This window comes from Kitasatospora sp. NBC_00458, from assembly GCF_036013975.1.
Classification (GTDB): Bacteria; Actinomycetota; Actinomycetes; order Streptomycetales; family Streptomycetaceae; genus Kitasatospora.
Window position 1 is genome coordinate 4,195,411 of the sequence record NZ_CP107904.1, and the last position, 23,974, is coordinate 4,219,384.

Sequence of the window (23,974 nt, forward strand, 5' to 3'; positions counted from 1 at the left end):
CTGTCCACAGCCTGTGGACAGAGACTCACAGCCGGGGGCCAACGCGGGGCAGCCGCAAGGAGTCCGACCGGCGAACCGGGGGACACGGAGAGGTGAACCGACAGGGCCCGGGATGCCCGGGTTCGTGAGGGGTCCTAGGGCCGGGGATGCCCGGGTTCGTGAGGGTCGCGAGGGGGCGCGATCAGGCCACCGGGCGGATGAATCCCTGCTCGGTGAGCAGCCGCAGCGACTCCGGCACCCGGTCCCGCAGCACCACCCGGTCCTCGCCGAGCAGGTGCGCGATCGCGTCCACGATCTCGCCCGCCGACAGCGTCCCGTCGCACACCCCGACGAACCCGGCTCCCACCGTGTCCACCTTGGTGGCCCGCCGCATGCCCCGGTTGTGGCGCAGGACCACGTGCTCCGGGTCCTCCGCCCCGGGCGCGCCGACCTGCTCCTGGACCACCTCGTCGGCCAGCACGTACCGGGCCGCCAGCAGGCCCGCGTCGTCGTGCGTCCGCAGGAAGTCCTGCCGGTCGAACCACTCCTCGATGTGCGGGCCGAGCGGCTGCTCGACCGGGTGCGGCCACTCCTCCACCCGGACGGTCGGCCGCTCGGCGCCGCCCGCGCGCAGCGTGATCCAGCCGAACCCGATGCCCTCGACCCCGCCCGCCTCGAACGCGTCCAGCCACTCCCCGTACCGGGCCTGGTAGTCCCCGCCGGGACCACGGTGGTCACCGCCGTCCCGCAGCCACAGCTCGGCGTACTGGGCGACGTCCTGCACCTCGCGCTGGACGATCCACGCGTCCAGGCCGGTGCCCGCGACCCAGCCGGACACCCGGTCGCGCCAGTCCTCGCCCCTGACGTGCTGCCAGTTGGCCAGCAACTGGCAGTAACCGCCGGGCTCCAGGTGATCGGCGGCGGAGCGGACCAGGCTCCGGCAGAGGTCGTCGCCGGCCATCCCGCCGTCCCGGTAGGTGAACCGGCCGGCCGGCGAGATCACGAACGGCGGGTTGGAGACGATCAGGTCGAACCGCCGCTCCCCGACGGGCTCGAAGAGGCTGCCCTCCGCGGTCTCGGCGGCCTCGAACCCGGACAGCGCCAGTGTCAGCTCGGTGAAGCGCAGCGCCCGCGCGTTGACGTCGGTGGCGGTGACCCGCTGGGCGTGCCGGGCCGCGTGCAGCGCCTGCACCCCGGAGCCCGAACCGAGGTCCAGCGCGGACCTCACCGGTCGGCGCACGGTGAGGTTGGCGAGCGTGGTGGACGCGCCCCCCACCCCGAGCACCAGGTCCTTCCGGGCCACGCCGTGCGCGGTCTCCCCGGAACCGATACCGCCCGCGCCGCCGACCGCACAGCCCAGGTCGGAGACCACCCAGGCGTCCGCGCTCGGCAGCCCGGCGACCTCGTCCGCGTACGGGCGGACGTCCACGGTGGCCCGCACCAGATCGCCGTCCGGACGCAGCCAGCCGTCGGCCAGGCAGTCCTCGACGGGCAGCGCGGCGGCGGCCGCCTGGTACGGCACGGGCTGCTGCAGCAGGAAGAGCCGCACCAGCGTCTCCAGCGGGCTGCCGCCGCGGGTCGCCCGCAGCGCCGGCACCGCTTCGCTGCGGGCCAGTGCGGCGTACCCGGTGGGCCCGAGCAGGTCCAGGCAGCCGTCGGCGGTGTACGAGGCTGCGAGCAGCGCCTCGCGCAGCTTGGCGAGGCGGGTCGGGTCGAGAACGGGGCTACTGATCACCCCGCCATTGTCCCCCGCCCGGGCGCCCCCGCTCCCCCTCGGCGGCCCCGCGGCGGGACCTGCGGGGAGACCTGCGGGGGCGCGGTCCCGGCCCGGTCCCGGCGCGCCTCCGGCCCGACCGGCCCGGGCAGCACGAACGCCCCCCGGCCGGTCGGCCGAGGGGAGGGGACGTGCTGCAGGTTGCAGGTTCTGCGGACTCTGCGGGTCGGGCTCTGCGGTTCTGTTCCGGCTGCCGGTCCGGTGCGGTCCGTCAGCTCGCCGAGGGAGCGGGGTCGGCGGGCGGCTGGGTGGCGGCGGGGTCCGTCGCGGCGGGGCTGGCGGCCGGGCTCGCGCCGTCCGCCGGTGCGCCCGCCGGCGGGGCGGTCGGCGTGCCGGTCGGGGTGCCGGTGGACCCGGCCGCCGGAGCGGCGCCGGGCGTGCCCGGCTTGCAGCCCTCCTGCTTGGCCATCGCCGCGCCCAGTTCACCGCGCTGCAGCTTGCCCTGCGCCTGGGTCGAGAGCGAGGCCAGCTGCTGGACCTGGTCGGCGACGCTGCGCAGCCCGTCCGCGAACTTCGCCTGGTCGCCGTTGGGCAGCGCGTCCAGCTTCTTCTGGACCTCCAGGTAGCCGTCGGCCGCCTTGTTGAGCTCGGCGACGGTGTCCTTCTGCAGGGTGGACCCGTCGTCCACCTTGGGCGCCCCGGCGCCGTCGATGGCCGCGGCGATGTCCTGGTTGGTCTTCGCCAGCCGCCCGATGTCCGCCGAGAGGCGCTTCTGGAGGTCGGCCGGAACCTCTCCGGTCTTCACCTGGCCGGTGTCCGCGAGGGCGGTCTGCGCCTGGGCGATCGGGTCCTTGGCCGAGCCGCACACGTTCGCGGCCCAGGACTCCAGCTGCTTGCTGTTGTCGCCGCAGCCGACGGCGCCGAACGCGAGCAGCGCGCCGAGCGCGGGTACGGCCAGCAGTCGCTTGTTCACCGGGAGAAGCCCTTTCGGTTTCGGTCGTCGAACAGCGAACCTACACGGCCCCGTACGCCCCCCGGTTCCCGCCCGCACCGCCGCTCCGGCGTTCCGGCGTTCCGGCGGCCGTCGGAGGGGCGGGGCAACGGGCGCGGTGACGGGCGCGGCGGAGCACTCGGGCACGGCATGCGGAGGAGGCGCGCACGCGTTCGGGATGTACGGCGGCGCACCGGAAGGGGCCTCCCGCTCGAAGGCCCGCAGGGACTGCTCGTCCGAGGTGTCGGAGGCGTCCGAGGCCTCAGGTGTCCGGTTGTCCGGTTTCGGTGGACGGCGCCGACGACTTACGGTCGGTGTCCGCTCGCCCGGGTCCGGCCGCCGGCGCCAGGCATCCGGATACCGGTGCCCGACAGTCGCGCGGGGCCGGGACCGACCCCGCCGGGACCGACCCCGCCGGAGCTACCTGCCGGACGTCAGACCGCGAGGGCGTCGACCGAGACCGGCCAGCTCATGCGGATCAGGCCGCCGCCGGTACCGCTGGTGACCTCCAGGTCCTCGACCAGTCCGGTGAGCACCGCGAGACCGAGGGTGTCCTCGTCCGGGTCGATGCCTTCCGCCGAACCGGCGGCGGTCGGGACGGTGTCGAGACCGGCCTCGTCCTCGACCTCGATGAGGAAACGCTTCTCCTGGTCGATGAGCGCCACCCGCACCGCGCCGCCGATGCCACCACGCTGGTGCAGGCCGACCGCTCGGGAGCACGCCTCACCGACGGCGAGGCGCACCTCGTCGAGCACCGACTCGTCGACCCCCGCTCGTCTGGCGACTGCCGCGGCGACCAGCCGGGCCGTACGCACGTGCTCGGGAAGCGCACTGAATCGAAGTTCGACGGTTGCCATCTCTCCCCCTCGGGGTCTCCGACCGGGGCCCGGGACACGGCCCCTGCGGGCCGACGTCCACCGGCCCCGGGACGGCCGGACGGGCCGGGGCCGCGAAGAGCGGGCCCCGGCTCCCGGACGCGTAAGGATCGGGCGGGACGGCCACGGATGGCCGGCCCGGCCGGGTCAGTCCGGTCAGTCGGTCGCGTTGACCGCGTCGTCCACCGAGTTGTGGATCGGGAAGACCTTGGTCAGGCCGGTGATCCGGAAGATCTTGAGGATGCGCTCCTGGTTGCAGACCAGTCGCAGGGAACCCTCGTGGGCGCGCACCCGCTTCAAACCGCCCACCAGCACGCCGAGGCCGGTGGAGTCCAGGAAGTCCACGCCCTCCATGTCGACGACGAGGTGGTAGCTGCCGTCGTTGACGAGCTCGACCAGCTGCTCGCGCAGCTTCGGGGCGGTGTACACATCGATCTCGCCGCCAACCTCGACGACCGTGCGATCGCCGACTGTACGGGTCGACAGGGACAGGTCCACGGAACCTCCAGCACCTTGCCTTGCTACGTCATTGCGATCTTCGGCCGGACGGCCGCCACCGCATGGTCACAAGCCCCGGGCACACCCGGCGAATGCATGGCAAGCCTCGGCGCTGCGACCCCCGGCCGTACGGCCGTCACGGCCACATTCAACCACCTGCGACCATGACCGCACGATGGCTTGGGGCGATTCTGCGTCACTCCGGTGACACACTGGGTCCTCATGCCGCCGCGTCACAGCCTGCCCGAGGCACTGCTCACGACCCTGTCCACCACCCGCGGGCGGTCGGACCGGCTCACCCATACGGAGCACCTTCCCGCCCGGGCCGCCCGCTATTCACCGTGGCCCGACTGGATCCGGCCCGAGATCGTCGCCTCCGCCCGGGCCCTGGGCGTGGAACGCCCGTGGGCCCATCAGGCAGAAGCGATGAACCTGGCCAAATCCGGCCATACTGTGGTGATCGCCACAGGTACCGCCTCGGGCAAGTCCCTCGGCTACCTGGCGCCCGTGCTCTCCGATCTGCTGGACGGAACCGAGGCCCGCAACGGGCGTGGCGCCACCGCGCTCTACCTCGCCCCCACCAAGGCACTGGCGGCCGACCAGCGCCGACGGGCCGCGGACCTCGCCCCGCCCAGGGTCCGGGCCGCCCTCTACGACGGCGACACCCCACCCGAGGAACGCGAGTGGGTCCGCCAGTACGCCTCGTACGTCCTCACCAACCCGGACATGCTGCACCGCGGCATCCTGCCCGCCCACGCCCGCTGGTCCTCCTTCCTCAAGACCCTGCGCTACGTCGTGATCGACGAGTGCCACAGCTACCGGGGCGTGTTCGGCTCGCACGTCGCCCAGGTCCTGCGACGGCTGCGCCGGATCTGCGCCCGGTACGGCTCCACGCCCACCTTCCTGCTCGCCTCCGCCACCACCGCCGACCCGGCCGTCACCGCGCGGCGGCTCACCGGTCTGCCCGCCGACGCGGTGACCGAGGACGCCTCCCCGCGCGGACCGATGGTGTTCGGACTCTGGGAGCCACCGCTCACCGAGAACGTCGGCGAGCACGGCGCACCCGTCCGCCGGACCGCCACCGCCGAGGCCGCCCACCTCCTGACCGACCTGGTCGAGCGGGAGACCCGCACCGTCGTCTTCGTCCGTTCCCGCCGCTCCGCCGAACTGGTCGCGCTGCAGACCCAGGACCAGCTCGGCCGGCCGCTCGCCGACCGGGTGGCCGCCTACCGGGGCGGCTACCTCGCCGACGAACGCCGTGCCCTGGAACGCGACCTGCACTCCGGTCGACTGCTCGGTCTGGCGTCCACCTCCGCTCTGGAGCTCGGTGTCGACATCTCCGGCCTGGACGCCGTACTGATGGCCGGCTACCCCGGGACCCGGGCCTCCCTCTGGCAGCAGGCCGGACGCGCCGGGCGCGAGGCCCAGGGCGCCCTAGCCGTCCTGATCGCCCGGGACGACCCGCTGGACACCTACCTCGTGCACCACCCGGAGGCGCTGTTCGCCACCCCTGTCGAGGCAACCGTCCTGGACCCGGACAACCCGCACGTCCTCGCCCCGCACCTGTGCGCGGCCGCCGCCGAGCTCCCGCTCACCAATACCGACCTGGAGCTGTTCGGCCCCTCCGCCGCACCGCTGCTGCCGGTACTGGAACGGCGCGGACTACTCCGCCGGCGCGGCGACGCCTGGTACTGGACCCGCCGCGAACGGGCCGCCGACGGCGTCGACCTGCGCGGCAACGGGGGCAACCCGGTGCAGATCGTCGAAGCCCCGACCGGTCGGCTGCTCGGCACCGTGGACGCCTCCGCCGCCCACACCACCGTCCACACCGGAGCCGTCCACCTCCACCGGGGCCGCAGCTACCTCGTCCGGGAGTTCGACCTCGACAACTCGGTCGCCCTGGTGGAGCCCGCCGACCCGCCCTACACGACCGCGGCGCGCGACATCACCTCCATCTCGGTGCTCTCCACCGACACCACCGTCGAGTGGGGCGAGGGCCGGCTCAGCTTCGGTTCGGTCGAGGTGGTCAACCAGGTGGTCGGCTACCTCCGGAAGCGGATCTCCACCGGGGAGATCATGGGCGAGAGCAAGCTCGACCTGCCGCCCCGCACCCTGCGCACCCGGGCCGTCTGGTGGTCCGTCACCGAGGACCAGCTCCTCGACGCGGACATCCCGGTCGACCAGCTCCCCGGTGCCGCCCACGCCGCCGAACACGCCTCGATCGGCCTGCTCCCGCTCTTCGCCACCTGTGACCGCTGGGACATCGGCGGCGTCTCGGTACCGCTCCACCCCGACACCGGCCTGCCCACCGTGTTCGTCTACGACGGCCACCCCGGCGGCGCCGGCTTCGCCGAACGGGGCTTCCAGCGGGCCTTCCAGTGGCTCACGGCCACCCGGGAGGCGATCGCGGCCTGCGAGTGCGAGCGCGGCTGCCCCTCCTGCGTGCAGTCGCCCAAGTGCGGCAACGGGAACGACCCGCTGGACAAGGCGGCCGCCGTCCGGCTGCTGGACGTGCTGCTCACGGGTGCGCCGGCAGCGACGACCGGGCGTCCGGACGGGGGAACGGAGGCGGGAACGGACGGGAAGGCGGCCGAGGAGCCCGGGGAAGACCGCGCGACCGGGGGGTCATGAGTCCGTCCCTCCGGTCCGGGCGCCCCGGACGGCCGGGTCGGGTGCCGGGGTGACCGGCTCGCCGACCGCGGCACGCGCGTCCTCGTCCGTCGGGGCGACCGCGGCCCGGACCGGTCCTGCCCGCGCCCGGGCCCTGGCCGGACCGACGGGCAGCCTGAGCGGCAGCCCGGTGACCTGTACCTCCGCCACGACCTCGACGGCGTCCGCCTCCCGGTCCACCGAGCAGGAGACCACGGTGGCCGACTGCGCGGCCGCCACGGCACCGGCCCGGCCGCAGCCGCCGTCCGTGTCCAGCAGCAACCCGCCGGCCGCCGCGAGCGCCGACAGGTCGGCGGCGGACTCCGCCCGGTGCCGCGCGCCGACCACCGCACCCGCCGACAGCACGACGGTGAACGCCGCACAGCCCAGCAGCGCGCACACCACCAGCCAGACCGTCCCGGACCCGGTGTCGGACCTGCCACCGAGCACCCGCGACCGACCGAACCGGAGCCGCGCCGCACGGCGCACCACCGCCGCGACGGCCGTCAGCCCCGTCAACCCCGTCAGCCGGGCCACGGACCGGCACCTCCCTCCCCGCCCCGCAGGGTGTCCTCCCGCGCCGCCACGGCGGCCGCGCCCAGCCGCACCGAGAGCACGCCCGCGAGCCTGCCCGGCGCCGCGGACGGCGCGTCCACGGCCACCCGGACGGTGTCCGCCATCAGCTCGACCCGGACCTCCGCCCCGGGCGGAGCGGCCGCCCGGGCGATCCCGGCGGCGTCCGCCTCGCCGCGCGCGGCCGCCCGGGCCCCCACCCGCGCCGCATCCACGCAGCGGAGCTGGGCGGCCGCCGCGAGCACGGCCCAGACCAGCATCGCGGCCAGCACCACCAACGCCGGCAGCGCGACGGCGGTCTCGGCGGTGACGAAACCGCCGTCGCCCCGCCGCCGGAACCGTCCGGTCCGACCGCCCCGCAACGGCCTCACCCGCCGCCCCGCGCACTGCCCGTCAGGTCGCATGGAGCGCTCGGTCCAGGACGTCGGTCAGCGCACCGAGGACGGCCGGACTGGTCACCACCTTGTAGAGCCCGGCGGCCAGCGCACACGCCCCGAGGGTCCCGACCGCGTACTCCGCCGTGGTCATCCCGGCGTCGGAGCCGGCCCTCGCCCGGACCGCCCGCAGGATCCGGCGGACCACCCAGCGGCCCCGGCGCCGGTACAACCGCGCCCTCCGAGCGGGCGAACCTCCCGCGACCGCGGTGGGCTTGAGCACTGCGTCCATCACTGCATCCATGGTTTTCCCCTTGAGTCGATTTCGGTTCCGATCCGGTCGGCTGCGACGGCGGTGGCCAGGGCCGCCGCCGTCGCAGCCGGCGCCGCTCGGCCGGGCGGGCCGAGCGGAAACAACAGGACGATCCGTCACATGGCCTGGGCGAAGCGGGCGGTGAGGCCCACCACCACCGGGACCACGCCGAGCAGGACGAAGGCCGGGAGGAAGCAGAGCCCGAGCGGCGCCGTGGCGAGCACGCCCGCCCTGCGCACCCGGGTGTGCGCCGCCCGGACGGCCTCCGCCCGTCGTCCCTCCGCCAGCCCGGTGAGCGCCCCCGCCGCGGGGGCCCCGCTGAGGCTCGTCCGGACCATGCAGCGGGCCAGCGGCGCCAGCGCGGGGTGCTCCCGGCCCAACCTGCTCCAGCAGTGCTCCGGCGCCGTCCCCAGGGCGAGTTCAGCCGCCGCGGCCGTCAGTCTCGGGCCCATCGGGGCACCCAGGCTCCGGCCGACCGCCGCGACGGCCTCGGCGGGCGAGGCCGCCGAGCCCAGGCAGGCGGCCAGCAGTTCGGCGGTGAGCGGCAGCTGCCGGACCAGCCGCCGCTCGTCCTCCAGGGCGCGTCGCTCCGCCGGGGAGCGGGCCCGCGGCAGCCACCGGCACAGCCCGGCCGTCAGCAGCCCGCCGGCCACCAGTCCGACGCCGCCCCCGAGGAACACGGCCGCGCCGATCCCGGCGGTGGCCGCCGCCGCTGCCCGCCGCACCCGCTCCGCCCGGGCGGAGCCCCCGGCGGCCTTCCCGGCCGCTTCCCGGCCGCGTTTCCCGCCGCCCGGCCGCCACCGGCCGGACCGTACCGGTGGCCGCCGACCGACCGGGCCGGTCCACCGGCCCACCGGGCGCCCCGCCGGAGGGCCTGCCGGACCGGCCCAGGCCGCCGACCGCCTCCGCTCCGCCCGTCGTGCGCGCCATTCGCCGTGGACCATCGCGCCGACCGCGGCCACGGGCGCCACGGCGTAGGCCCAGTCCGCCGTCCGCGTCACGACGACATCGCCTCCCGTCGGAACGATCCGCTCGGCCGCCCCTCCCGCACCCGGGTGCGGGAGATCCCGCACCTCCACCCGTCGCCGGCCTCCGGCCGCCCCTCGACGGGCGGCCCGCCCTCCGGAGGGGCTTCCAGCGCCCCCTCTGCCGCCGACCGGACGATGCGCGCCGTCCAGGCCAGTCCGAGCCCCTCCAGGGCCGCCCCCGCCACCAGGCAGGCCAGCCCGGCGGACGTGTGGAGCAGGACGTCCAACGGCCGGGCACCCATCGCCGCACCGAGCAGCAGCCCCGCGAACGGCAACCCGGCCAGCACCGCGATCGTGGTGCGCGGCGCCGCCAGTTCGGCGGCGATCTCCTCGGCCAGCGACCGTTCGACGCGCAGCGCCTCGGCCACCCCGTCGAGCCCGGCCGCCAGCCCGCTCCCGCCGTCGGAGGCGACCCGCCAGCAGGCGGCCACGGCGGCCGCCCCGCGGCCGCCCGGCAGTTCGGCGAGCAGCCGGAGCGCGGCGGGCACGTCCGCGCCGTACCGTCCGGCCGCGAGCCGGGCGACCGGCTCCTGACCGATCCGGCTCAGCTCGGCGCGGTCGGCGGCGATCCGCGTGGTCACCAGGTGCAGGGCCTGTTCGGGAGTCGCCCCGCTGCGAAGCTCTCCCGCCAGAGCGGCGCAGAGCTCCACCACCGCGGCCGCCCGCAGCCCGGCCTCGACCGCCGCCGCCCGCCGCAGCCGCCACCGCCGTACCGGCAGGACGGCCAGCCCGGCGGCCAGCACGGGGACGGGCGACACCGTCACCCAGCAGGCCGCCAACCCGCCGGGCAGGAGCAGCAGTTCGGGTGCACCGCGGACACTCCGCCAGAGCCTGCCCGCCCGGCCGCCGAGCAGCGCCACGGCCCGCGGCCGGGGCCGTCGACCCCACCCACCGCCGTCGAACCCACCGGCTCCGCCGAACCCGCCGACCTCACCGAGCCCGCCGAGCATCCCCCTGGTCCGCCGGACCCCCGCGAACTGCCGCTGCAGGCGCCACCATCCGGCCGTCGCCGCTCCGCAGAGCGCCGTCGTCCAGCAGAGTTCGACCCGGTCAACCGTCATGTCCGTCACCAACCTCTCCTCGGTCTCTCCCGCTCCACGTCCCGGGCATCAGCAGTGCGCCCGCCACGCATCCGCACAGCAGTAGGACGAACACCGCCTCCGCCGAGGCCGCCGTCACGCCGGGCCTCCGGCGAGCCGCACCCCGCGGCCGGCGAGCACCCGGGTCAGCCGCTCCCAGCCGGGCCCCGGGACCGTGCCGCCGTCCGTCGTGAACGTCACCGCGGGGGTGGTGACGGCCAGTCCGTGCCGGTCACCGGCCAGGGTGTGGATCTCGGCGACCCGCCGTCTGCCGGTGGCGGGCTCCCGCACGAGGTGCACCACCACGTCCAGTGCGGCCCGGAGCTGGCTGTGCAGGGCCGCCCGGTCCAGCCCGGCCAGCGAGCCGAGCGCCTCCAGTCGGACCGGCACGTCCGCGGCGGTATTGGCGTGGACGGTCCCGGAGCCTCCTTCGTGGCCGGTGTTGAGGGCGGCCAGGAGGTCCGCGACCTCGGCCCCGCGCACCTCTCCGACCACCAGCCGGTCGGGCCGCATCCGCAGCGCCTGGCGGACCAGGTCCCGCAGCGTCAGCTCGCCCAGCCCCTCCTGGTTGGGCGGGCGGCTCTGCAGCCGGACCACGTGCGGATGGTCCGGTCGCAGCTCGGCGGAGTCCTCGGCGACGACGATCCGCTCCCCCGGACCGACCAGGCCGAGCAGCGCCGACAACAGGGTGGTCTTCCCTGTCCCGGTGCCGCCGCTGACCAGCAGCGAGAGCCGGGCCCGCAGGATGCCGGCCAGTAGCTCCGCACCACGCGGAGGGACCGAACCACCGCCCACCAGCTCGTCCAGGGTGAACGGCCGGGAGCGGCAGACCCGCAGCGAGATGTGCGTGCAGCCGGCCGCGATCGGCGGCAGCACCGCGTGCAGCCTGGTGCCGTCCGGCAGCCGGGCGTCCACCCAGGGCCGCGCGTCGTCGAGCCGGCGCCCGGCCGCCGTGGCCAGGCGGTGGGCCAGCCGCCGCACCGCCTCGGCGTCGGCGAAGCGGACGCCGGTGGCCCGGCGGAGCCCACCGCCCCGGTCGACCCAGACCTCGTCCGGGCCGTTGACCAGGACGTCCGTGACGTCGGGCGCCGCCAGCAGCCGGTCCAGCGGGCCCGCACCCACCAGTTCGGCGCAGAGCGAGCGCACGGTGTCGAGGACGTCGTCGCCGCCGAGCGGCGGCCGGGCGGCACGCAGGGCGGTCGCGACCGAACCGGCCGTCGGTGCGGCCCCGGACTCGGCCAGCCGCAGCCGGACGGCGTCGACCAGCGCAGCCGTCCGCTCCTCCCGCGCCGTCCGCCCGTAGGGGTTGGGTTCGGACGGCGGGCCCGTGGCCGGGATGACCGTCCCGGTGGCGGGCACGCTCCGGAGCGGCCGCCGTTCGTACGCTCCGGCGCACCGGTCGGCGGAACCTCCCGCGCCGCCCGTTCGACGTAGACGGACCATCAGTAGACACCTCCCCCGACCGCCGGCACCGGCGGCAGCACCTCGTCCAGGAAAGTCACGCAGAAGCGCGCGAGCGGGCCGTTCTCCCGGATGCCGGGCGGCACTCCCTGCTCGACGTCGGCATCCAGGCCCGGCTCCGGATCCAGCACCCCGGCGAGTTGCATGCGCAGCCCCTGCGCGATCTTCCGGGCCGGGAGCCCGAAGGGCCCCAGGGGGCGCACCACGGCCCGCACGTCCTCGATCCGCATCCGGGCGGACGCCGCCACCCGGTCGGCGGCCGCCACCGCGCGCAGCTCGGCGGGCACCACCAGCAGGGCCGTGTCGGACTGCTCCAGGGCCTGCCCGGCCGCCGGATCGAGCCTCCGCGGCACGTCGACCACGACCAGGCCACCGCGGCGGCGGGCGGCGGCCAGCACGCTGCGCATGGCCCCGGGCGGCACGGCCAGCGTGTCGCCCCGGTCCCAGGAGAGGCAGGACAGCGCGGTGAGCCGCTTGAGCACGGGCAGCGCCCGGGCCAGCTCGGCGCCGCTCACCCGGCCCCGCGAGCCGGCCAGGTCGGGCCAGCGCAGGCCCGCTGCCGTCTCACCGCCGAGCAGCAGGTCGAGCCCGCCGCCCAGGGGGTCACCGTCGACGAGGACGGTCCGCCGTCCGCGGCGCGCGGCGGTCACGGCGAGCGCGCACGCCAGGGTGGAGGCGCCCGCGCCGCCCCGGCCGCCGATCACCGCGACGGTGAGCGCCGGGGTGCCGACGCCCTCCACGGCGTCGGCGATCCGGTCGAGCAGCCAGGCCTCCGCATCGGGAAGGAACAGCACGTGCTCGGCGCCGAGTTGGACGGCTCTGACCCAGACGCCCGGGTCGTCGAGGTCGAGCCCCAGCAGCAGCACCCCGGCCCGGCGGGGCAGCCCGGAGCACTGTCCGGCCCGGTCGTCGCCGACCAGGACCAGCGACGACTCCTCCCACAGCTCGCGCGGCGGCGGCGCTCCCCGGATCAGCCGCGGTTCGGTGCCGGCCGCCGCACAGATCCGCAGCAGGTGTTCGGCGAGGCCGTCGTCCCCGGTGAGGACGAGCGGTCGGGCGGGCTCGGGGCCCCCGGCGGTGGCGCGGTCGGCGGTGGGCTTCGACATGGCGGCTCCCCTGTGAGGTGCCGGGCCGCACAGGGCGGCCGGGCAGCTGTCCGGTCGGTGCGGCAGCCGGCCGCGGGCCCGCAGCACGGACCCGGTGACCGCTGCCGACCATCACGGTGGGCGGTGATCCGGATTCCGTCCGCCGGCTTCCGATTCCCTGTGGACAACTCGGGGGCTGTGGATGAAAACGTTCACCCGGACGGGGGGCTATTGAGCAAAGAATTGACGAAACGGCTCCACCGAGAAGAACCGCATAGGCCGTGCCAAGGGGAAGCACCGGCTCCGGCAGCGGCTTCGGAGCACCATTCCCCGTGTTCGGGGGCGCGGGGGCAGCCATGAGCAATGATCTACGGAGAGTGACCAAACCGGTCGGGGAGCCCCATTGTCGACACCCCCCGTAGACACCCGCCGGTCCGGCCGGCCGATTCTCCCGGCCGACGGCGTCGAGCCCGGAAAATGGCCCCGGACGTGCGACGACCCCCGCCGGGGGGGAGAGCGGGGGTCGTCTATCCACGGTCCGACTCGGGGGGGAGGAGCCGGACCGGGTTAGCACGGTCGCGAACGATCCGTGACTTCCATGGTGTACCCGAGCGGCCAGAAACACAAACCCGCACGCCCGCGAGTACGCCGAATGGCGGGCGGTTTTGTGGTGCCCTCTATCCTCGGTTCCCGTGGACACCACCGAGAACGCCGACGAGTACGCCGACGAGTCCCCGGACTCCACCACCGGAGCCGCCGAGGCTCCCGGAGGCACCGGGGCGGCCCCGGCCGCCGGGACGTCCGGGACCGCCGGGACGCCCCTGACCGGCGCGCCGGCCGAAATCGCGGCCGGAGCCGCAGGCGGTGCCCAGGCCGTCAGGCCCCCGGCCGTGCGGCCGCACCAGACCGGCCCGCGGACCGCCGCCTTCTTCGACCTCGACAAGACGATCATCGCCAAGTCGAGCGCCCTCGCGTTCAGCCGCCCCTTCTACCAAGGCGGTCTGATCAACCGTCGGGCCGTCCTGCGAAGTGCGTACGCCCAGTTCGTCTTCCTGGTGGGCGGCGCGGACCACGACCAGATGGAGAAGATGCGCGAGTATCTCTCCGCGCTCACCCGGGGCTGGAACGTGCAGCAGGTCCGCGAGATCGTCGCCGAGACCCTGCACAACCTGATCGACCCGATCATCTACGACGAGGCCGCCTCGCTCATCGAGCAGCACCACGCGGCCGGCCGCGACGTCGTCATCGTCAGCAGCTCCGGCTCCGAGGTGGTCGAGCCGATCGGCGCGCTGCTCGGCGCCGACCACGTGATCGCGACCCGGCTGAAGATCGAGGACGGCTGCTACACGGGCGAGATCGAGTACTACGCCTACGCCGAGAACAAGGCCGCCGCCATCCGGGAGTTGGCCGAGCGCGAGGGCTACGACCTCGCCGAGTGCTACGCCTACAGCGACTCGTCCACCGACCTGCCGCTGCTGGAGGCGGTCGGCCACCCGTCGGCGGTCAACCCGGACCGCGCGCTGCGCAAGGAGGCGGTCGCCCGCGAGTGGCCGGTCCTGGTATTCGACCGGCCGGTGGAACTCCGGCGGCGGCTCCCGGAGTTCTCGGCCCCGAGCGGATCGGTGCTGACGGCGGTGGCGGTCGGCACGGCGATGCTCACGGCCGGGGTGATCTGGTACCTGGCCCGGCGGCGGCGACCGGTGGCCTGACCGCCGAGCGGAACCAGGACGGACCCCTACAGGCGGGGGTGAACCGGACAAAAGCCGAAGACTTCTCGTTTCGGGTTCCCCTTTCGCCCGAAACGCGATACAAATGAAGCACGGCCCGCGAGACCCGGTCAGGACCGAAGAGGTCAAACCGACAACGCAGTTAAGGCCCCACGGACCGCGTGTACAGATAGCCGAGCACCCACATGCAGCCGACCCGCTGTCGGGCCGCCGCACCAGACGAACGGGCAGGATCCCCGTCTGATGGGCACTTCCGGTGCATGCATGGTCACCCGGCATCTGTGCCAGCGGCGGCACCCGGCAGGATCAGGTGCCGCCGCATCCGTCTGTCCGGCCCGGCCGAGCCCGGCAACCGGCAACCGGCAACCGGCAACCGGCAACCGGCAACCGGATCAGACCATGCCGCGCTGCATCGCCTCGCAGACCGCCGTGGACTCCCGCACCCCGAGCCGCAGGCCCCGCCCGCAGTGGCCGATCCAGGCCGCCAGCCCCTCCGGCGTCCCCGCCAGGTAGCCCGCCAGGGCCCGCCGGTAGGCGTCCGTCCCCAGCTCCGCGAGGCCGACCTCGGCCGGGCAGATCGACTTCGGGTCCAGCCCCTCCGCGATCAGCACGATCCGCTGCGCGGCGCGGGCGATCAGGCCGTTGTGGGAGCCGAACGGCCGCAGCGCCAGCAGTTCCCCGTGCACCACCGAGGCGACCACCAGCGCGGGGGTCCCCACGCCCTGCCCCTCGGCGCGGGCCACCAGCAGCCGGGAGAGCTGGTCCAGCCGGGCGGCGACCTCCTCCGACCCCGGCGCGGGGGGCAGTCCGGGCGCCGGACCGTCCGCCGCATCCGGCACCGGCGCGTCGACCCCCTCCACCGGGGGGAGCTCCAGCGGGAACGGGTCGTCGGCCCCCTCCCCCGCCTGGCGCGGCCGTCCCGCGGGGGCGTCGGAGTCGCCCACCGCGAGCAGGTGCAGCCGGGCCAGCACCTGGAGCGGCGAATGCCGCCAGATACTCAGCAGCTGGCCGGCCTCGGCGGAGATCCGCAGCGCGGCGCCGACCGTGCGGGCCCCGGGGTCGGCACCGAAGTCGCTGCGGCGCCGGACCTCCTCCAGCGGCCAGTCCGCCCCGGCCAGTGCGGCGGAGGCGCGGGCGCCGCGCAGGGCGGACTCGGAGGTGACCTCGGCGGCGCGGCGGCGCATCACCCGGTGGCCGTAGAGGCGGTCGACGGCCTTGCGCACCTCGGCCACCGCGTCGGGCACCCCGGGGAGCTGGGCCAGCGGGGCGAGGGGATCTGTTCCAGTGCTCACCTACCCGAGGGTAATGAACGGGGTGCCACTCCCGGAACGGCAACCTCACATCACCCGTTAGAGGCAATCCTCACTTCCCTCCGGCGAACCGCCCGAAACCCCGGATAGCATGACCGCTATCGGAATCGATAACGATTTCCAGTTCTGGAGATCGTCGACCCCGGCCGCGGAGCGGACGTGCGACCGCGGCGGGCCCAGATCGAGCGAGAGCCGGAGTCCCAGATGAAGATCGCCTTCGTCGGCAAGGGCGGCAGCGGCAAGACCACGCTGTCCGCACTGTTCATCCGCCACCTGGCCGCCGCGGGCCGCCCGGTCATCGCCGTCGACGCCGACATCAACCAGCACCTCGGCCCCGCGCTCGGGCTGACGGACGACCAGGCCGCCGGCCTGCCCTCGCTCGGGGCGCGCCTGCCCGAGATCAAGGAGTACCTGCGCGGCTCGAACCCGCTGATCCGGTCCGCCGAGGAGATGATCAAGACCACTCCGCCCGGCCCCGGCTCCCGCCTGCTCAGGATCGTCGAGGAGAACCCGGTGTACGCGGCCTGCGCCCGGCCGGTCGCGCTCGACGAGGGGTCCGTGCGACTGCTGGCGACCGGGGCGTTCACCGAGGAGGACCTCGGCGTGGCCTGCTACCACTCCAAGGTCGGCGCGGTCGAGCTACTGCTCAACCACCTGGTCGACGGCCGGGACGAGTACGTCGTCACCGACATGACCGCAGGCTCCGACTCCTTCGCCTCGGGGCTGTTCACCCGTTTCGACCTGACCTTCCTGGTCGCCGAACCGACCCGCAAGGGCGTCTCGGTCTACCGCCAGTACCGCGACTACGCGCGCGACTTCGGCGTACGGCTGCGGGTGGTGGGCAACAAGGTGCAGGGACCGGACGACCTGGCGTTCCTCCGCCGCGAGGTCGGCGACGACCTGCTGACCACCTTCGGGCAGTCCGACTGGGTGCGCCGGCTGGAGCAGGGCGCGGAACCCCACCTGCGCGCCCTGGAGCCGGCCAACCGCGCCGTCCTGGACGAGCTGCGCACGGAGGCGGACGCCGCGTACGACCGGCGGGACGCCCGCCGGTACACCGAGCAGGCCGTCCTCTTCCACCTCCGCAACGCCGAGAGCTGGGCCAACGCCAAGGTCGGCATCGACCTCGCCACCCAGGTCGACCACGACTTCGTGCTCGGCGACGAACCCGCCGCCGCCGGCGCACCCGCCTGACGCCCCGGCTGCGGCGATCCGCCGCCGGACCGCCTACGGGCCGCGGCCTCCCCACCCGGGGAGGCCGCGGCCCGTTCGGCGTTCGGGCCCGGCCGGCCCGGCCCCGACACCGCCGCGGGCGCCCCACCAGCAGATTCCCGTCCGTTCGACCACCACCCAATGGGGTGAATCAGGCGATATTGCCTATCCCCCGAGATGACGCTGTGCAAAGATCCCATTACCCTCGGTTTACCGAGTCTTGATGTTCGTCTCGTCCCGACGGCCCTCTCCGAGGCATGGCTCCTCCCATCGCCCTCGACGAGCAGTCGTCGAGACCCCTGATGGTCCACGGTCCGGCCGGTGACACCCGCACTCCCCGCCGCGACCACGCCATCCCGCCACGCCGTCGCGACCCACGACAGCCGATCCGACTCGCCGAGCCCATCACCGGCTCACCGCACCGCCGGACCTGACTGCGTTCGTTCCCCCGGAAAAGACGGGAAGACATATGACCCTCGACATCTCCAGCGCACCCATCGCCTCCGACACCACCGACCACGCGCCACCGGGCGGACGCCCCCGCTTCCCCTGGGCGCCCGACCTCTCCGCCTCCCTCGTGGTCTTCCTGATCGCCGTGCCGTTCTCGCTCGGCATCGCCCTGGCCACCGGCGCCCCGCTGACCTCCGGCCTCGCCGCGGCAGCCGTCGGGGGCATCGTGGTCGGCCTGTTCGGCGGCACCCCCCTCCAGGTCAGCGGGCCCTCCGCCGCGCTGACCGTGATCACCGCCGGACTGATCTCCCAGTACGGCTGGCAGGCCACCTGCGCCATCACCCTCGCCGCCGGACTGCTCCAACTCCTGCTCGGGGTGCGCCGGGTGGCCCGCACCGCGCTCGCGGTCTCGCCCGCCATCGTGCACGGGATGCTGGCCGGAGTCGGCCTCACCATCGCCATCGCGCAACTGCACGTCGTCCTCGGCGGATCCCCGCAGAGCTCGGCCCTGGCCAACCTGCTCGCCCTACCGGGCCAGTTGGCCGTCCCGCACCCGTCCGCGCTGGCCGTCGGCAGCGTCACCGCGGCCGTCCTGCTCGGCTGGCCCGGACTGCGCCGGCTCCCCGGCCGGGCCGGGGAGTTCGGGAGCAGGCTCGCCAAGGTGCCCGGACCGCTGGCCGCCGTCGCCGTCGCCACCACGCTCTCCGTCGTGCTGGACCTCCGGCTCGCGCGGGTCGAACTGCCCGCCTGGCAGCCGCACGACCTCGTCCCCGACCTGCCGCACGGGTCGCCCGCCGCCGTGCTCGCCGCCGTGCTGACCGTCACGGCCGTGGCGAGCGTCGAGTCGCTGCTCTCCGCCGTCGCCGTCGACCGGATGTCCCACCGCACCGGGGACCTCGACCGCGAACTGCGCGGGCAGGGCCTCGCCAACATGATCAGCGGCCTGGTCGGCGGCCTGCCGATCGCCGGCGGCGCGGTGCGCAGCACGGCCAACGTCCGCGCCGGGGCCCGGAGTCGCTGGTCCTCGGTGCTGCACGGCGTCTGGGTGCTGGCCGCGGCGCTGGCGCTCACCGGCGGACTGCGCCGGATCCCGCTCTCGGCGCTCGCCGCACTGGTGCTGGTCGTCGGCCTGCAGATGGTGAGCTTCGCGCACATCCGCAAGGTCCACCGGCACCGCGAGTTCCCGGTCTACCTCACCACCGTGGCGGGCGTGGTGCTCCTCGGCGTGCTGCCCGGCGTCGCGCTGGGCGCGGCGACGGCCGTCGTGCTCGCGCTGTACCGGCTGACCCGCGCCCACGTGGACGTCCTGAGCGGCCCCGCCGGCTCGTTCACCGTGGAGACGCACGGGCCGCTCACCTTCACCGCCGTCCCCAGGCTGAGCCGGGCGCTCGGCGGGCTCCCGGCCGGAGCCGAGGTCGCGGTCGTCCACGACGGGTCCTTCCTCGACCACGCCGCGTACGAGACCCTGCACAGCTGGCGCACCGGGTACCAGGCCGCCGGCGGCCGGGTCACGATGACGACGCGCCGCCTGGACGACGAGGTCCTCGATCCCGACGGCACGGTCCGCACGGGCAGCTCCCCCGGCCCGCACCGCTGCCGCGCCTGGACGCCCTGGGTCGGCCACCACTGCATCGAACAGCAGGAGGACCCGCACGGCCGGCTGCTGGACGGGGTCCGGGTGTTCCAGCTGCACACCGCCCCGCTGGTCCGGCCCGAACTCGCCCGGCTCGCCCGCGAGGGCCAGACGCCGTCCGAGCTCTTCCTGACGTGTGCGGACTCGCGGATGGTCACCAGCATGATCACCAACAGCGGCCCGGGCGACCTCTTCACCGTCCGCAACGTCGGCAACCTGGTGCCGGCGCCGTTCGAGCCGGGCGCGGCCGACGACTCCGTGGCTGCGGCGGTGCAGTACGCCGTCGAGGTCCTGGAGGTGCGCTCGATCACGGTCTGCGGGCACTCGGGCTGCGGGGCGATGAAGGCCCTGCTGGACGGACTGCACGAACGCCCCGGCCCGCCGACCCCGCTGGCCCGGTGGCTTCGCAACGGCCGCGGCTCCCTGGACCGGTTGCGACGGGTCCCGGCCGAGTTCACCGCCCGGCCGGTGGTCGACCTGGTCGAGCAGCTCTGCATCACCAACGTGGTCCAGCAGCTGGACCAGCTGATGGCCAACCCCGCCGTGGAGCGGCGGGTCGCCGACGGCAGGCTGCGACTGGTCGGGATGTACTTCGACTTCGCCACCGCACAGGCCTACGTGCTCGACCGCGCGAGCGGCAGGTTCGGCCCGGTCGAGGCGCTGGGCGCGCCGGCCGGGGGCCAGGTCACCACCGGCCCCGCCCCCACGGGCACCGGCACCACCGACCCCACCGGCACCCTGGGCACCACGGGCACCCCGGGCCCGGACACCGCCGCCGCCGCATCCGCCGTGTCCACTTCGGCGGCCGGCCGCGACACGCCCGAACGAGTGAATGAATTCGAACAGGTCCCAGCCTCCGGCACGGACCCCGCCGATGCGACCAGGACCGGGGGCGGTCCGGGACTGGCCGCCTGAGAGCCGGGCCCGCGTCCCGCCAGGCGGGCAGGGACGCGGGCCCACCTCCGACGCACCGCCCGGACCACCCCGGCCTCGGGCGATCGTTCGACGTCCGGTCAAAGGTCTACACCAATTCCCCGGAGCCTCTTGTCAACTGACCTCTTCGCCTGGTGAGCTGTGCGCTGGGACACACGGGACAATCCCCACGCACGGGATTGACCCCGATCATGACTCGATGAGGAGTGCGCGTTGAGCAACGAGAGCCTGGCCAACCTGCTCAAGGAGGAACGGCGCTTCGCCCCGCCGGCAGAGCTCGCCGCAGCCGCCAACGTCACCGCGGCCGCGTACGCTCAGGCCTCCGAGGACCGCCTCGGCTTCTGGGCCGAGCAGGCCCGCCGCCTCACCTGGGCCGTCGAGCCCACCGAGACGCTCGACTGGTCCAACCCGCCGTTCGCCAAGTGGTTCGCCGACGGCAAGCTCAACGTGGCCTACAACTGCGTCGACCGCCACGTCGAGGCGGGCAACGGCGACCGCGTCGCCATCCACTTCGAGGGCGAGCCCGGCGACGGCCGCTCCATCACCTACGCCCAGCTCAAGGACGAGGTCTCGCAGGCCGCCAATGCGCTACTGGAGCTCGGGGTCCGCAAGGGCGACCGCGTCGCGGTCTACCTGCCCATGATCGCCGAGGCGGTCGTCGCGATCCTCGCCTGCGCCCGGATCGGCGCCACCCACTCGGTGGTCTTCGGCGGCTTCTCCGCCGACGCCGTGGCCTCCCGCATCCAGGACGCCCAGGCCAAGCTGGTCATCACCGCCGACGGCGGCTACCGGCGCGGCAAGCCGTCCGCGCTCAAGCCGGCCATCGACGAGGCGCTGACCAAGGTCGACGGCGTCGAGCACGTCCTGGTCGTCCGCCGCACCGGCCAGGAGGTCTCCTGGACCGAGGGCCGCGACGTCTGGTGGCACGAGCTCACCGCGCGCCAGTCCACCGAGCACACCCCCGAGGCGCACGACGCCGAGCACCCGCTCTTCATCCTCTACACCTCGGGCACCACCGGTAAGCCCAAGGGCATCCTGCACACCTCGGGCGGCTACCTCACCCAGGCCAGCTACACCCACCACGCGGTCTTCGACCTCAAGCCGGAGTCCGACGTCTACTGGTGCACCGCCGACATCGGCTGGGTCACCGGGCACTCGTACATCGTCTACGGCCCGCTCTCCAACGGCGCCACCCAGGTCATCTACGAGGGCACCCCGGACACCCCGCACCAGGGCCGGTTCTGGGAGATCGTCCAGAAGTACGGCGTGACGATCCTCTACACCGCGCCCACCGCGATCCGCACCTTCATGAAGTGGGGCGACGACATCCCCGCGAAGTTCGACCTCTCCTCGCTGCGGGTCCTGGGCAGCGTCGGCGAGCCGATCAACCCCGAGGCGTGGATCTGGTACCGCGATCACATCGGCGCCGGCAAGGCCCCGATCGTGGACACCTGGTGGCAGACCGAGACCGGCGCGATGATGATCAGCCCGCTCCCGGGCGTCACCGAGACCAAGCCCGGCTCGGCCCAGCGCGCGCTCCCCGGCATCGCCGCCACCGTGGTCGACGACGAGGCCCGCGAGGTCCCGAACGGCTCCGGCGGCTACCTGGTGCTCACCGAGCCGTGGCCGTCCATGCTGCGCACCATCTGGGGCGACGACCAGCGCTACATCGACACCTACTGGTCGCGCTTCGAGGGCCGCTACTTCGCCGGTGACGGGGCCAAGAAGGACGAGGACGGCGACATCTGGCTGCTCGGCCGGGTCGACGACGTCATGCTGGTCTCGGGCCACAACATCTCGACCACCGAGGTCGAGTCGGCCTTGGTCGGGCACCCGTCCGTGGCCGAGTCCGCGGTCGTCGGCGCCACCGACGCCACCACCGGTCAGGCGATCGTCGCCTTCGTCATCCTCCGCGGCACCGCCACCGACAGCCCCGAGCTGGTCGAGGAGCTGCGGGCGCACGTCGGCCGGACCCTCGGTCCGATCGCCAAGCCGAAGCAGATCAAGGTGGTCGGCGAGCTGCCGAAGACCCGCTCCGGCAAGATCATGCGCCGCCTGCTGCGTGACATCGCCGAGGGCCGCGAGATCGGCGACACCACCACGCTGGCCGACTCCACGGTGATGAACCTGATCCAGGCCCAGCTCCCCCCGGCGGGCAGCGAGAGCTGACCGATCCGGACGGCGGAGAACGCCGGACGACTCCGGAGCACACGGTGCCCCCGGGCGGTGACGACCGCCCGGGGGCACCGCCGTCGGCGGGGGCGGGAAGCGGGCGGGCGATCCGGCCCCGCCGACGGCGGTGCCCCGCAGGGGGCGGAACGACCGGACCACCCGGCGCCGGACCGGTCAGGCCCCCCGGCGCTCGGCGACCAGGGTGCGCAGGGTGTCGTACGCGCCCTGGACCAGACCGCGGCTGCGCAGCGGCAGTGCGCCGGCCATCACCGCGAGCCCGACCTGGGCTCGCGGGCTGAACCCGACGAAGGTGGTGAACCTCCGGGTGACGCCCGCGTGGTAGACCATCTCGTCGGGGTCCGCGCCGAGGCCCCCGCCGACGTCCGCGCCGGTGTCCGCGCCGATGTCCGCATCGGCCTCCGAGACCGGCGGGCCCTCCGAGACCGGCAGGCCCTCCGGGACCGGCCGGTCGGAGCGGTCGTACCGGCCCGGCCTCTCCGACCTTCCCGACCTCTCCGGCGGGCGCGCCGCCTCCACCGGGTCCGCCGCGTCCGGGTGCCACCGGAGCGAGCGGTGGTTCCAGCCCAGGCAGATCCGGACTCCGCCGCGCCGACCGCCGGTGCGCGGCTGCCGAACCTCGCCCAGCGCCGTCCGCAGCACCGCCGCGTCGGCCCGCTCGGGGAGCGGGACGGCGTCCAGCGCCAGGTGCGCCTGCAGGTAGCGGAGCATGTCGTCCGCCGTGGAGCGGAGCGCGGCCGCACCCGGCAGGGCGGGCAGCCGGAAGGACGGCACGCGCCGACCGCGCCGGTACCCGGCGTCCTCGTCGCGGCCGGGGCCGCAGGAGGTGTCGACCAGTCCGAGCGGCCCGCAGACCCTGGCGGCGAGCAGGTCGTCGTACCGCTGGCCGGCCGCGTTGGCCAGCAGCAGGCCGAGCAGACCGCAACCGAGGTTGGAGTACCGCACCTGCGCGCCCGGGGTCCCGCGGACCGCCGTCCGGGGCAGCGCCCGGAGCAGATGGGCCGGGCCGAAGGTGGCGTACGGGCGGGTGAACCAGCGCGGGGCCGTCGCCGGGAGCAGCCCGTCCGGCAGCCGGGGCAGTCCGGAGGTGTGGGTGGCCAGGTGGAGCAGGGTGATCGGGCGCTCGTGCGGGTACCCGGGAGCGGCGTCGGCGGGCAGGTAGCGGTCGATCGGGTCGTCGTAGCGGACCTCGCCGCGGGCGACCATCTCGGCCAGCAGCAACCCGGTGAAGGTCTTGGTGACGGATCCGAGTTCGAAGCGGGTGTCGGCGCGGACCGGTCGTTCGACGGAGCGCTCCGCGTGCCCCCGGCAGGCGACCGTCCGCTCGGCGCCGCGGATCACCACCACTGCGGCGCCGCCGCCCGGGGCGGCTGCCCGGAAGAGCGGGCGGAGCAGCCGGTCCAGGTCGGGGCCGGGCTCGGTGTCGGCACCGGACCGGTCACCGGATGGATCATCGGAGCGGTCGGCGGGCGGGAGGCCCGGCAGGCGGTCGGACGAACGGCCGGGCAGTCCGCCGGTCAGGCGGTGAAGGGCGCCGTTCATGACCGGCCGCTCCGGCGGAAGGGCTGCGACGGCGCGGCTCGTGATGACGCCGCTGGTGACGACGCCGCTCGCGACGACGCGGCTCGCGACTTCGGGACTCGTAACAGGGGCGGTCTGGGCATGGTGGTGCCTCCGGGACAGGAGGGAACGGGGAAGGCCACCGGTCGGACGGAACCCGGCCGGCGCCTGCGGTCGACGATAGGGAGCCGTTCACCCGTCTGCATGCCACGGACTCCGTTCGGGTGTCGCATCGCAGTTCGGACGGGTGCAGAACAGGCCGCCAGGGCTTAGGTCCTGAAGTATGACAATCCGGATGTCGCCTTGCCGTTCCCGTTAGAATGTCAACGACGCATCAAGA

The 23,974-nt window shown here is 74.7% G+C and carries 18 protein-coding genes; 5 read left to right on the plus strand and 13 right to left on the minus strand.

All coding sequences use genetic code 11. From position 1 onward, the window contains the following. Positions 1 to 181: 181 nt before the first annotated feature. From OG550_RS17095 to bldG, 4 genes are all read right to left on the minus strand, one after another. Positions 182 to 1,714, minus strand: coding sequence for a DUF7059 domain-containing protein (locus tag OG550_RS17095; protein WP_327678464.1), 1,533 nt, complete (start codon positions 1,712 to 1,714; stop codon positions 182 to 184). A 250-nt stretch (positions 1,715 to 1,964) separates the two neighbouring features. After that, positions 1,965 to 2,666, minus strand: coding sequence for a small secreted protein (locus OG550_RS17100; RefSeq protein WP_327678466.1), 702 nt, complete (start codon positions 2,664 to 2,666; stop codon positions 1,965 to 1,967). A gap of 452 nt (positions 2,667 to 3,118) precedes the next feature. Continuing rightward, positions 3,119 to 3,541 (minus strand): ATP-binding protein, encoded by a 423-nt coding sequence (locus OG550_RS17105; protein ID WP_327678468.1) that lies wholly within the window; start codon positions 3,539 to 3,541, stop codon positions 3,119 to 3,121. Positions 3,542 to 3,715: 174 nt separating this feature from the next. Further along, the gene (bldG, locus tag OG550_RS17110) at positions 3,716 to 4,057 is read right to left on the minus strand and encodes an anti-sigma factor antagonist BldG (RefSeq protein WP_327678470.1); all 342 of its coding nucleotides are present in this window, start codon (positions 4,055 to 4,057) and stop codon (positions 3,716 to 3,718) included. 222 nt (positions 4,058 to 4,279) lie between these two features. On the opposite strand from bldG, the gene OG550_RS17115 reads away from it, so the two are divergent. Further along, positions 4,280 to 6,688, plus strand: a complete 2,409-nt coding sequence (locus OG550_RS17115) for a DEAD/DEAH box helicase (RefSeq protein ID WP_327678472.1) — start codon at positions 4,280 to 4,282, stop codon at positions 6,686 to 6,688. Here OG550_RS17115 and OG550_RS17120 read toward each other — a convergent pair. From OG550_RS17120 to ssd, 7 genes are all read right to left on the minus strand, one after another. Continuing rightward, complete coding sequence (locus OG550_RS17120; RefSeq protein WP_327678474.1) at positions 6,683 to 7,243, minus strand: Rv3654c family TadE-like protein; 561 nt, start codon at positions 7,241 to 7,243, stop codon at positions 6,683 to 6,685. The two genes, OG550_RS17115 and OG550_RS17120, sit on opposite strands and share 6 nt — an antisense overlap. After that, positions 7,231 to 7,683, minus strand: coding sequence for a TadE family type IV pilus minor pilin (locus tag OG550_RS17125; RefSeq protein WP_442906010.1), 453 nt, complete (start codon positions 7,681 to 7,683; stop codon positions 7,231 to 7,233). Before OG550_RS17125 ends, OG550_RS17120 begins: the two co-directional genes overlap by 13 nt. After that, on the minus strand, positions 7,673 to 7,945 hold the full coding sequence (locus tag OG550_RS17130; protein ID WP_327678478.1) for a DUF4244 domain-containing protein: 273 nt from the start codon (positions 7,943 to 7,945) through the stop codon (positions 7,673 to 7,675). Before OG550_RS17130 ends, OG550_RS17125 begins: the two co-directional genes overlap by 11 nt. A gap of 137 nt (positions 7,946 to 8,082) precedes the next feature. Next, positions 8,083 to 8,691 carry a type II secretion system F family protein gene (locus OG550_RS17135; RefSeq protein ID WP_327678480.1) on the minus strand — a complete coding sequence of 203 codons (609 nt, stop codon included), beginning with the start codon at positions 8,689 to 8,691 and terminating at the stop codon, positions 8,083 to 8,085. 272 nt (positions 8,692 to 8,963) lie between these two features. Beyond that, entirely contained in the window at positions 8,964 to 10,055 is a 1,092-nt protein-coding gene (locus OG550_RS17140) for a type II secretion system F family protein (RefSeq protein ID WP_327678482.1), read from the minus strand. Positions 10,056 to 10,169: 114 nt separating this feature from the next. After that, positions 10,170 to 11,432 carry a TadA family conjugal transfer-associated ATPase gene (locus OG550_RS17145; protein WP_327678484.1) on the minus strand — a complete coding sequence of 421 codons (1,263 nt, stop codon included), beginning with the start codon at positions 11,430 to 11,432 and terminating at the stop codon, positions 10,170 to 10,172. Positions 11,433 to 11,515: 83 nt separating this feature from the next. Further along, entirely contained in the window at positions 11,516 to 12,640 is a 1,125-nt protein-coding gene (gene ssd / locus OG550_RS17150) for a septum site-determining protein Ssd (protein ID WP_327678486.1), read from the minus strand. Between the two features lie 869 nt (positions 12,641 to 13,509). On the opposite strand from ssd, the gene OG550_RS17155 reads away from it, so the two are divergent. Then, positions 13,510 to 14,328 carry an HAD family hydrolase gene (locus OG550_RS17155; RefSeq protein ID WP_327683939.1) on the plus strand — a complete coding sequence of 273 codons (819 nt, stop codon included), beginning with the start codon at positions 13,510 to 13,512 and terminating at the stop codon, positions 14,326 to 14,328. Positions 14,329 to 14,738: 410 nt separating this feature from the next. On the opposite strand, the gene OG550_RS17160 is transcribed toward OG550_RS17155, so the two are convergent. Continuing rightward, positions 14,739 to 15,638 (minus strand): oxidoreductase, encoded by a 900-nt coding sequence (locus tag OG550_RS17160; RefSeq protein ID WP_327678488.1) that lies wholly within the window; start codon positions 15,636 to 15,638, stop codon positions 14,739 to 14,741. A 222-nt stretch (positions 15,639 to 15,860) separates the two neighbouring features. On the opposite strand from OG550_RS17160, the gene OG550_RS17165 reads away from it, so the two are divergent. The 3 genes from OG550_RS17165 to acs all read left to right on the plus strand — a co-directional run bounded on the left by OG550_RS17165 (position 15,861) and on the right by acs (position 22,053). Then, on the plus strand, positions 15,861 to 16,850 hold the full coding sequence (locus tag OG550_RS17165; protein WP_327678490.1) for an ATP-binding protein: 990 nt from the start codon (positions 15,861 to 15,863) through the stop codon (positions 16,848 to 16,850). A gap of 487 nt (positions 16,851 to 17,337) precedes the next feature. Beyond that, positions 17,338 to 19,866, plus strand: a complete 2,529-nt coding sequence (locus OG550_RS17170) for a bifunctional SulP family inorganic anion transporter/carbonic anhydrase (RefSeq protein WP_327678491.1) — start codon at positions 17,338 to 17,340, stop codon at positions 19,864 to 19,866. A gap of 231 nt (positions 19,867 to 20,097) precedes the next feature. After that, positions 20,098 to 22,053, plus strand: a complete 1,956-nt coding sequence (gene acs, locus OG550_RS17175; RefSeq protein WP_327678493.1) for an acetate--CoA ligase — start codon at positions 20,098 to 20,100, stop codon at positions 22,051 to 22,053. 177 nt (positions 22,054 to 22,230) lie between these two features. Here the strand turns inward: acs and OG550_RS17180 are convergent, their stop codons facing one another. Then, entirely contained in the window at positions 22,231 to 23,616 is a 1,386-nt protein-coding gene (locus OG550_RS17180; RefSeq protein ID WP_327678496.1) for a serine hydrolase domain-containing protein, read from the minus strand. Positions 23,617 to 23,974: the final 358 nt, after the last annotated feature.

Excerpts from the sequence above, each read along its gene's own strand:
- OG550_RS17105 (WP_327678468.1), bottom strand. The coding sequence starts at position 3,541 with ATGGCAACCGTCGAACTTCGATTCAGTGCGCTTCCCGAGCACGTGCGT.
- OG550_RS17115 (WP_327678472.1), top strand. The coding sequence starts at position 4,280 with ATGCCGCCGCGTCACAGCCTGCCCGAGGCACTGCTCACGACCCTGTCC.
- OG550_RS17125 (WP_442906010.1), bottom strand. The coding sequence starts at position 7,683 with ATGCGACCTGACGGGCAGTGCGCGGGGCGGCGGGTGAGGCCGTTGCGG.
- OG550_RS17130 (WP_327678478.1), bottom strand. The coding sequence starts at position 7,945 with ATGGACGCAGTGCTCAAGCCCACCGCGGTCGCGGGAGGTTCGCCCGCT.
- OG550_RS17140 (WP_327678482.1), bottom strand. The coding sequence starts at position 10,055 with ATGACGGTTGACCGGGTCGAACTCTGCTGGACGACGGCGCTCTGCGGA.
- ssd (WP_327678486.1), bottom strand. The coding sequence starts at position 12,640 with ATGTCGAAGCCCACCGCCGACCGCGCCACCGCCGGGGGCCCCGAGCCC.
- OG550_RS17165 (WP_327678490.1), top strand. The coding sequence starts at position 15,861 with ATGAAGATCGCCTTCGTCGGCAAGGGCGGCAGCGGCAAGACCACGCTG.
- OG550_RS17170 (WP_327678491.1), top strand. The coding sequence starts at position 17,338 with ATGACCCTCGACATCTCCAGCGCACCCATCGCCTCCGACACCACCGAC.
- OG550_RS17180 (WP_327678496.1), bottom strand. The coding sequence starts at position 23,616 with ATGAACGGCGCCCTTCACCGCCTGACCGGCGGACTGCCCGGCCGTTCG.